Raw genomic sequence first — 8,813 nt, 5'->3', positions numbered from 1 at the left:
GGACGGCCGGCGGCTGCGGCGGCACCAGCGCACGGGCATCGACCCGCACGCTCACCGGCCGATCGTCGGTACCGGCGAACACCACGTCGAAGACCGGGTACGGCAGCGACGTCGTCGCCGCCCCCGGACCGACCCGGCGATCCTCCCCGGCCGGCGGACGCACCGCCAGCGGCTTCTGGGTCGACTGATTGAACACCGTGACGAATCCAGAATCGACTCTCAACAGGCAAGCGTGTCGAGAGATCTCCGGATCAACGAGCCTTACCGAACAGTTCTCACTTCTACCGATGGTGAGCGACTCACCCACCCGGAGCCGCCACACGTCACTCCTGTAGGCGACGGTGACTCCGCCTGATTCCCCCCACATACCCCGCTCTTTCCTTCCCCCAGGTAACGCGTCACAGTAAACCTGCCCGCATCGCTGTACGTGATTGATCTCTCCTGAGATCAAAGGGTTCAACACCTGTCACAAACCAGCCTTGGCCTGCAGGTATGCGCGAAGTGGGTGACCGGGATTGATCGTCATTTTCTGATCTGTCGCCAAGTTGACTCCAATCCGTGACAGGTTCAGGGGTCAACTACCGCACCGTCCGTAGCGTGGGTTTGCTACTTGGCATGAATTCACACCGAGCACCACGCCGCCGTATACGCGTGATCACCATTTCCGCGATCTTGGCCTCCGGAGTCGTGCTCCTCCAGAGTTTCGTCCTGAACGCCGACGCGGCCTCGAATACGGACCGTCTCAATCCCGGCGAGCGGCTCGTCGCCGGCGAGCGCCTCGTTTCGCCCGATGGGCAGTACGTGCTGGCCATGCAGGGTGACGGCAATCTCGTCGAGTACGCCCCCGGTAACCGTCCCGTCTGGGCTACCGCGACGCGCCGTCCGAATTCCGAGGCGCGTCTGCAGAGCGACGGAAACCTGGTTGTGATCGCGCCCGGCAACGTGCCGGTGTGGTCGAGCCGTACCGACGGGAACGCCGGTTCGACGCTGGAACTGCAGAACGACGGCAACATCGTCCTGTACGCGCCCGGCCACCTCGCACGCTGGTCGACCGGCGGTTCCGGTGGAGCTCTCGGCGACCGGATCGCCGCCATCGCCCGGGCCGAGGCGGGGAACTCGCAACGCAATCGCGAAACCGGCACGAACTGCAACTTCTACTCGGGACAGATGGGCGAGGGCTCGCCCTGCGGCAACGGGCGGCGAGCCGAGCCCTGGTGCGCCGACTTCGCCCGCTGGGTGTGGGGACAGGCAGGCGCCCGTACCAACGGCCTGAGCTCCGGCGCCGTGAGCTTCAAAACGGCCGGAGCCTGGACGGACGGCTCGGCTCTGAGTGGCGTCCGCCCGGGCGATGCCATCGGATACCGCTTCCACACCGGGACCACCTCCAATGACCACGTCGGAATCGTCGTCGCAATCAACGGCAACGGCACCGTTTCCACGATCGAAGGCAACCTGACGGATGGCGTACGGCCCAACACAGTGACCCGCGGCAACACCGACATTTCGGGCTACGCGCGCCCGCAGGCCCGATGACCGCGCGCCGCCGGAAGGCCGTCCGCGCCCTCGCCGGCCTGCTGGCTGCCGCCGCCGTCTCCGCCTCGGTAATCGCCGCAACCAATGCAGATGCGTCCAGCCTGGCCTACCAACTGGATCCCGGCGACGACATGGGCCCAGGACGAACCATCGTGTCCGAGAACGGCCTGTACCGCCTGACCATGCAGGACGATGGAAACCTCGTCGAGTACGGCATCGACAACGAGGTGCTCGGTGACACCCACAGCGCCGGTCACCCTGGGACCGTGCTGTTCATGCAGGAAGACGGCAATCTGGTACTCCGGGCACCCGGGAACGAGCCGATCTGGAGTACCGACACCGACGGGCACCCCGGAACCGTGCTGCAGATCCAGAACGACGGGGCGGTGGTCATGTACGCACCCGGCCACAGCGCACTGCACGTCATCGTGCCCACCCTGGACGACTCCTGGGTCGCGACTCCACACTTCGGACCCCAGGCACCGCCCGCGTTGGCGCCCGGAATCACCAAGGAAGAAGTCGGCGAAGCCGTCTACGACGGGACTCGGCTGGTGGGGTGCGCCACCGCGGGCGAGGTCATCGGCAAGCTGCCGGGAAGCGTGAAAGCAGCAGGCATCTTCTTCGACCAGACATGCGGCATGGCCACCGAGAAATCGCCGGCACGGTCCGGAGGCTACGGCGTCTTCCGAATGGGCGTCGGAATCCTGGCCGGACCACTCGGACCCGCATGGGACATCTTGTCGGACGACTCAGCGGCGGCGTACTGAGGACATCGCGTCGACCGGGCCCAGCCCTTCTGGGCCTGGTCAGTCCACCGCCAAAATGAGGGCAACGTGGCAAGCCAGCTGACCGGCGCGCAGGTTCGATAACAGCTGTTATGTTACTGTCAATAAGAGCTCCTTGCTTTGCGCGCCAACTCGCACGCTGATTGCCGCCTCTTCGCCCGGCACGCCGTCCATGTCCGCGTGCCCGAATCGCGTTGGCCTCCGAGTAGGGCTCCACGTCCGGCAGCGCCTTGTCTCACATGGGCTGACCGCTCGCACTACCCGGACCGTCCAACCGTGCAGCCGGCCCTTGAGGACGATCAGTGCGTCCTTCTCCGCGTGCTTGAACGCCTTTTATTAACGCGCCGCTGACTTGAGCGGCATCTCGAGGACATCTTTGACCTGGTCGACCTTCTCGACGACGCCTCTGACCGAGAAGTGGCCGACCATCGTCGTGACGGTTCTGACGCCGTCGTCGCTGGTCCAGACGCCAGCCGCGTCCCACGGGACGACCATGGCGTCGGCCAAGCATGCTGATCCCGGATTTCGGCTGAACAGGGGTGTCCTTGTCGCCTTACCACCAGCGCCGTCGCCGGTTGTGCGCACGAGCGCCGCCGTACGGCTCTTGCCGATCGTTCGGTGTTCGACGGGTCATCGCAGCGAGCGTCGACCATGAACGCGCGGCTGAGCGACCGGCAGTCGGATCTCAGCAGCGGCGTTGAGTCAGCGGTTCGGCAGGTGCACGCTGAACGACCGGCCGGGCGAGTCCCGTTCCGAGCCTGGCGAGCCGCCCGGTGGAGTCCCACCGCGGATCGGATCGAGCTGGGCGCTTTGGCCTGTTTCCCGCTCGCGGCCACGAACGCCTCGGCCGCGGTGGGGCCGGTCCTGCCTACCAGGCTCAGCTGTGGAGGCGCAGATGCCGTATCGACTGAGCTCAGGGGAGCAGTTGACGACTGGTCAGCAGATGGAGGCGCCGACCAAGCCCTTCAGCGCGGTCTTGCAGGGCGACGGCAACTTTGTCGTCTACCGTTCCGATGCCTGGCGGCCGCTGTGGTCGACTCAGACGAACGGGCAGCCCGTGACGCGGGTCGTCATGCAGGGTGACGGGAACCTGGTCGCCTATACCGATGCCGGGCAGGCGGCCTGGGCCTCGGGCACCGACGGGCAACCGGGCAACCATCTAACGCTGCAGGACGACGGAAACCTGGTGATGGCCGACGACTCCGGCGGGATCGCGTGGCAGTCCGGCGCTACCTGGGTCGACACCATGCCGAGCGCGCCGGCCATCGTCAGCTGGGGGCCCGGCCGGTGCGACATGTTCCTCCAAGGCCCTGACCGGGCGTTGTGGCACAACTGGTTCGACGGGCAGTGGCACGGGTGGGAGAGCCTCGGGGGCGCGCTCACCTCGGCACCGTCCGCCGCAAGCTGGGAGCCCGGCCGTCTCGACATCATCGCTCAAGGCGCCGACGGGACACTGCAACACATCTGGTTCGACGGGCAGTGGCACCCCTGGGAAAGGCCCGGTGCCACGTTGCTGTCCGCCCCGACGCTCGTGGCCACCCAGCCAGGCGTCCTCTGGGCCGTCGCGCAGGGCCAGGACAACCAGATCTCGCTTCTACGCTTCGACAACGGCTGGGGCCCCGAAGCTTCCTTGCCTGCGACGGTCACGAGCCCTCCCTCGGCCTGCCGCGGGCCGAACCCCGGGACCTTCGAGGTCTACGCCCGGTCCGCCGAACTGACCCTGCTGCGGTGGTTCTACGACGGCAGCAAGTTCTGGGGGCCGCAGAATCTGGGCGCTCCCGGGCTGTTGCGAGGCTTGGCCGGTCGCGGCCGCGGCGCCACAGCCGGGCAAGACCTACGTTCGCGGGCTGGGCGAGAGCGGCGTGCTGTACGGGGCAACCATCGCCCACGGCTCGGCCTCGGCCTGGCAGCCCCTGCTCGCCCTGTCGCCCGGTCTCAGCGGAATACTGCCGCCACCTCCTGGTTCGGCGACGGGGGTGAGCCCCGACGCGCCGCTGCAGGGCAGCGTCTACTGCGACCGGAAATTCGCGTGCTGCTGCAGCGAAGCCGACAAGATCGAGGACGACTTCGAGCGGAAACTCGCGTTCATAGAGTGCGACGTCGACCACGTCCTGTGCTATATGGGCCAGTACGCGTCCGTAGCCGTCGACTGGGTGACCAGAGCGATGGAGGACCTCACCAACTGGATCACCTTGCACCCCGAGATCGTCGAGGGAACCGTCGCGGCGATTGTCCTCGTCGGGACCGTTGTCCTGTGCATCTATTGTCCACCGGTCGGCGGCGGTCTGCTGGCGACCGAGATCGCCGTCGTCGGCGCCACTGCAGCCGGGCATTGAGCACGGGCGACGAAGCCACCCACCCCGTCGCCCAGAGCCAGATGGGATCGGCCTCGCGCGGCCGGCGCCGGCTACCCCGGTGCCTCCACCGTGGGCCTTGGGAAGCCGCCGAGTTTCATGGCATCCAGTGTGAGGATCGGCGACGATCGCTATCACAGCAGCGATGAACGCCTCGGCGGCGATCAGCAGTCCTTGTGCCGCCTTCATCCACGCCGACTCCGTTGCGCGGCGGGCGAATCCCAGGCCGCGCACACCATAAAGGCCACTTGGGGCTCAATGCGCGTGAGCGATCTTGCGACCAGTGGCCCACTGCTTGTGCCACGCTGCGACGGGCTCATGTCGGAGTGGGCTTCGGCGGTCGACAAGCTCCGGCGCGTGCCTTGAATCCACTCGGCTGTCGACCATCTCGAATACTTACCCATATCCAGCCTTCTTCCTGCGCGGTGGGCTGCTGCGTGGCGCGAGTTGACGCCGAGTTTCGTCATGGCGGTGGACAAGTAGTTGCGGACCGTGCCGGACGCGAGGTGGACCTGCGCGGCGATCTCGTGGACAGAGTCGCCGGAGCGGGCCGCCCGCAGCACTTCCAGTTCGCGGTCGGTGTCGAAGTGAAGCTTCACGACGGATTGGGCGGCTTGCTCAAACCAGGCGCGGCCCTGCTCGATCATTGACCGAGCCATTACCTGGGTCTTCCTCCCCAAGTCGACTGTCTCTCGAGATTGCGATGCGTCAACCCACTGTCAGCTCCCCCCCGCCGGCCCTCGCGCTGGCGGGGGGAACGTGTACGCGGCGGTCCGCGGCCTGTCGTGTCGGGCTGGCGTCGTCTTCACTCTCGCTTAAACGAGATTTCAGTGCGGCGATTGTGCTTGATCGCTCGCTTGGTCGTACAACGGGGGAAGCGCGTCGGCTACACCTCGTACCAGATCCACGAGTTCGACGACATGACGGCCCCCGACGGGGTCGGTCGGAGTCAGGTTCCGCTCGATTCCCTTCAAAGTTCGGTAGAGGCTATCGGCCATCTCCTGCGCCTTCGACAGGGGAACTCTGCTGTGAAGACCTTTCATAAGGTCGCTGAGGCGGTCCATGGCCAGCCCAAACTGAATTCGCAGCCCACCGTAATCCCCTGTGAAGTTCCGCGACGACGAGGACTGATCGACTTCCGCGAGGTCTTCCGCAATGCTGCTCAGGGTTGCGATGACGGAGGCGACGTCGCCGCCCGTGACACCGTTGTGCTGCCGAGACTGCACGGGACGTGCGCGGTTGTACGAGCCGCCAGCGTTGGTGGTGTGCGCCGTCGATCCACGTTCAGGTAGACGGTCGGGGATGTCTCGAACAGGTGTCGTGATGGATTCGAATCCCGCACTAAGATCCAGGGTCTGCTCAACCTCGTCGAGGATTGCTTCGCCGACGTTGATGGCATCCACGATGTCGCGCAGTCCATTGTCCAGATCGAGCGTTGAATACAGCTCGATGAGAATGTCGTCTGACTGATGCTGCAGGTAGTCCTCGAGCTCATTTTGGTTGGACACGGTCTTCCTCCTCTCTCTGTACCCGGAGGAAGCTTGTAAGTGCGCTGCGTGCCTTATAGAGGTTGCTGCGTGTTGCCTCCTCGGTGATGTCGAGGATCTTCGCGATCTCTTGCGGGCCGTAGCCATCGATGGTCCACGCCATGACTTGTCGTTGCCGTGGCGGCAGGCGGCGCAATAAGCCCAGCACAGCCTCACGCTCGTCTGAGAGACAAGTTATGTCCGGCGGCAAGACTGTACTTTCGGGGACCTCTGCAAATAGCGTCTCTCGCTCACTCTTTAGCTGAAGCCTGATCAGTTCTCGAGCGGCTACGACGCGAACCCACGCTGCCGGGTCGCTGAGATAAAGCCAGTCGCGATGAGCGCGTCGCATGGTTTCTTGCGCGACGTCAGCGGCGGTGTTCAGATCCGCTCCTTGCCACAGCAGAAAACGTACTAGGCGCGGCGTAGTTGACAAATAGAAGGTGCGAAACTGCGCATCGCGGACCTCCCCTACGGCCGGCTTGGAGCGTTGGTTTCGACGCTGCTCAGGGGCGACAGGTTCCTGAAATTCTTGGTGAAGCGGTAGGCCCCTATCGTCGTCATACACCATCGGAGTTAGGTCCCTTTCCGGCTGTCAAACCACCCGTCATCGCCAGAGTCGTGCCGTCCGGCCACCGAATGAGCAACTGGACGTTGGCGACGGACGACTCTGCTGCAACGGCCTCAACAGCATGCGGGAGTTCCCGCGGACAAGGTCGAGGTGATGCGGCCTCGCCTCTCCGCCGAAACCTGCCCAAAATGCGACGACAAAGACCTCCCCCCGCAACCACGGCCGAACTCCACGGTCCTATCGTGGTGAGCCATTCATCCACAGCTTCGCTCCTCTGCCTCGGCGCTACTACCTAGATCGCGCGAGGCGTGCATCCGTGAACCTTCGGGAGGGACAAATTGCGCCCCTGCCACCCGATCGCGTCACCCGCCCGGATACATCACCTATGGAGGATCTTGGTTCTGGCCAGCCCTGACGGACCTCGCAAAGCCCCGACTATCCCAGTTGGGGACGCAGACCGGCCGCCTTGAGCGCCCGCTGACACGCGTTCAGTTCCCGGTCGGTGTAGGCCAAGAAGTAGACGGTCGCGATCCTGGTGGCCGGCGCTGCTCGTAAGTAGTTACAGGCTTCATGGACTAGCGACGTCGCGATCGGGCCGACGTCGCCGCCAGCGTTGCCTGTCCCGAGCAGCGGAAACAGAACGGCAACCGGCATCTCAAGGCGCTCGACTGCTTGGAGCACATTGGTCACGCATCGGCCGACGTCCCGCATCGGGTGAAACCCCGAACCGGGCTCGCCGTGGACCGACGCGACGTGTACGACGTGGTGGACGTCGTTGAGTTCCTGAAGCCGGCCGGCGTGGGTGAGGATGACGGCACCTGGCTCGACCGGGCGCTGACCGGCCACCTTCGCGGTCAGTTCATCGGCAACGAGGTCCTCGGCGACACGGCCCCGCGCGTCGTGCGTCGCGCCTTGGTACCGAATGATCGCCGAGATCGAGAACTCGTGGACACGGGCCATCTCCATCTCCGTGCTCTCAGGATTGACCCACACGTTGGCGCACCGCACCTGGCGGATGTCCCCGGTGACAACGCCGATCCGGCGGCCGTCGCGCACGATGTGATGGGTGATCTCCTGGACGGTCAATACCCGACCGCGCGCCTTGCCGTACCGATCGGCGAAGGAATCTGCGGAACTCTGCTCCCGCTGGTGCATTTCCCAGAGATCGGTGAGCCTCCGGTACGCCGGTTCCCAGTCGGCGAGATCGGTGGACATTTCAAGATCGACGTTGTGCGCCTGCGCGTACCGGGCGCAGCGCTGGACGAATGCCTCGACGAATTTCCAGGTCGGCGGTTGGGAGATTTTGCCGGCCAAGGTCGCGAAGATGTGGGCTCGACGCAGCGGGAAGGTCCGATCCGCGTGCAAGGAATTTACTGACGGCCCGCCCGCCGTCCGATGCAACTCCTTGAGGCGCGCACTGAAAGCACGCAGTGCCGTCGGCAAACTACCTTCCGCGTTGGTCACGCTCGATCGGCCTCCTCAATGTCCGCTGTTGGACTGTGCCAGAGTCGCCATACCCAGGCGTCAGGGCGGGCCGGGTCCGCAATTGGTCCAGTGGACTTGCGCGTCCCCGCAGGTCACCAGGAATCTCGATGTGGGTCGTGAAAGATCGTCGGTTCGCCCCCGCCGCTATTGATCACTCCATGGTCCTCGTGCGGTGCAGGAAGCCTAATGGAGCCCGGCCACGGTCGTCAGCATGAATGAAGGGAATGAATCGCCGCTATTCGAGCGCCCCTGTCAATCGAGGAGCACATGTGACCACGGCAGTTGCGTCACAGCATGAGCGGGTTGAGCGACCACCGAGTCGCCGCCGCACCGTGAACCAGACATTGAGTGCGGCAACCCATGTGTCTGAAGGGTTCGCTGATTATGTCTTTCAAATTCTTGACGGTCGGCCCCAGGGTGGCGCACCGTCCGTCACCGAGGATCCCGTGGCGCTGATTCGCCATGCCGCAGCCTCGCGGCGGCTACGGCTGGTCCGGGAGATCACTTGTTGCCTCATCGCGGTAGTGGTGATCTGTGCGGGGATCGGACGACTGTCCCA

10 protein-coding genes and 1 pseudogene are annotated in these 8,813 nt (G+C 65.0%); 4 read left to right on the top strand and 7 right to left on the bottom strand.

Annotation, left to right across the window (positions count from 1 at the left end; genetic code table 11):
- On the bottom strand, positions 1-223 hold a 223-nt coding region (locus AB0M20_RS14590; RefSeq protein WP_364298161.1), incomplete at its 3' end, for a hypothetical protein.
- 12 nt (positions 224-235) lie between these two features.
- A pseudogene (locus AB0M20_RS14585) lies at positions 236-367 on the bottom strand (hypothetical protein); the annotation flags it as partial.
- Between the two features lie 284 nt (positions 368-651).
- Between AB0M20_RS14585 and AB0M20_RS14580 the strand changes: the two are divergent.
- Together AB0M20_RS14580 and AB0M20_RS14575 are read left to right on the top strand one after the other, a co-directional pair.
- Positions 652-1,533 carry a CHAP domain-containing protein gene (locus AB0M20_RS14580; RefSeq protein ID WP_364298159.1) on the top strand — a complete coding sequence of 294 codons (882 nt, stop codon included), beginning with the start codon at positions 652-654 and terminating at the stop codon, positions 1,531-1,533.
- Entirely contained in the window at positions 1,530-2,300 is a 771-nt protein-coding gene (locus AB0M20_RS14575) for a hypothetical protein (RefSeq protein WP_364298157.1), read from the top strand. Before AB0M20_RS14580 ends, AB0M20_RS14575 begins: the two co-directional genes overlap by 4 nt.
- A gap of 354 nt (positions 2,301-2,654) precedes the next feature.
- Here AB0M20_RS14575 and AB0M20_RS14570 read toward each other — a convergent pair whose 3' ends face one another.
- A complete protein-coding gene (locus AB0M20_RS14570; protein WP_364298155.1) occupies positions 2,655-2,825 on the bottom strand; it encodes a hypothetical protein in 171 nt (56 codons plus the stop codon).
- 1,469 nt (positions 2,826-4,294) lie between these two features.
- On the opposite strand from AB0M20_RS14570, the gene AB0M20_RS14565 reads away from it, so the two are divergent.
- Complete coding sequence (locus AB0M20_RS14565; protein WP_364298153.1) at positions 4,295-4,654, top strand: hypothetical protein; 360 nt, start codon at positions 4,295-4,297, stop codon at positions 4,652-4,654.
- 203 nt (positions 4,655-4,857) lie between these two features.
- Here the strand turns inward: AB0M20_RS14565 and AB0M20_RS14560 are convergent, their stop codons facing one another.
- The 4 genes from AB0M20_RS14560 to AB0M20_RS14545 form a co-directional block, all read right to left on the bottom strand.
- Positions 4,858-5,319 (bottom strand): LuxR C-terminal-related transcriptional regulator, encoded by a 462-nt coding sequence (locus AB0M20_RS14560; RefSeq protein WP_364298151.1) that lies wholly within the window; start codon positions 5,317-5,319, stop codon positions 4,858-4,860.
- Positions 5,320-5,499: 180 nt separating this feature from the next.
- A complete protein-coding gene (locus AB0M20_RS14555) occupies positions 5,500-6,180 on the bottom strand; it encodes a hypothetical protein (RefSeq protein WP_364298149.1) in 681 nt (226 codons plus the stop codon).
- Complete coding sequence (locus AB0M20_RS14550) at positions 6,164-6,769, bottom strand: RNA polymerase sigma factor (RefSeq protein ID WP_364298147.1); 606 nt, start codon at positions 6,767-6,769, stop codon at positions 6,164-6,166. Before AB0M20_RS14550 ends, AB0M20_RS14555 begins: the two co-directional genes overlap by 17 nt.
- Before the next feature lie 435 nt (positions 6,770-7,204).
- The gene (locus tag AB0M20_RS14545; RefSeq protein WP_364298145.1) at positions 7,205-8,233 is read right to left on the bottom strand and encodes a macro domain-containing protein; all 1,029 of its coding nucleotides are present in this window, start codon (positions 8,231-8,233) and stop codon (positions 7,205-7,207) included.
- A gap of 290 nt (positions 8,234-8,523) precedes the next feature.
- Here AB0M20_RS14545 and AB0M20_RS14540 point away from each other — a divergent pair.
- Positions 8,524-8,813, top strand: a 290-nt coding sequence (locus AB0M20_RS14540; RefSeq protein WP_364298143.1) for a hypothetical protein, incomplete at its 3' end; no start/stop codon positions are given.

The organism is Actinoplanes sp. NPDC051633 (assembly GCF_040681735.1).
In the GTDB taxonomy this organism is placed as follows: Bacteria; Actinomycetota; Actinomycetes; order Mycobacteriales; family Micromonosporaceae; genus Actinoplanes.
This window is presented reverse-complemented; position numbering and strand designations above follow the sequence as displayed.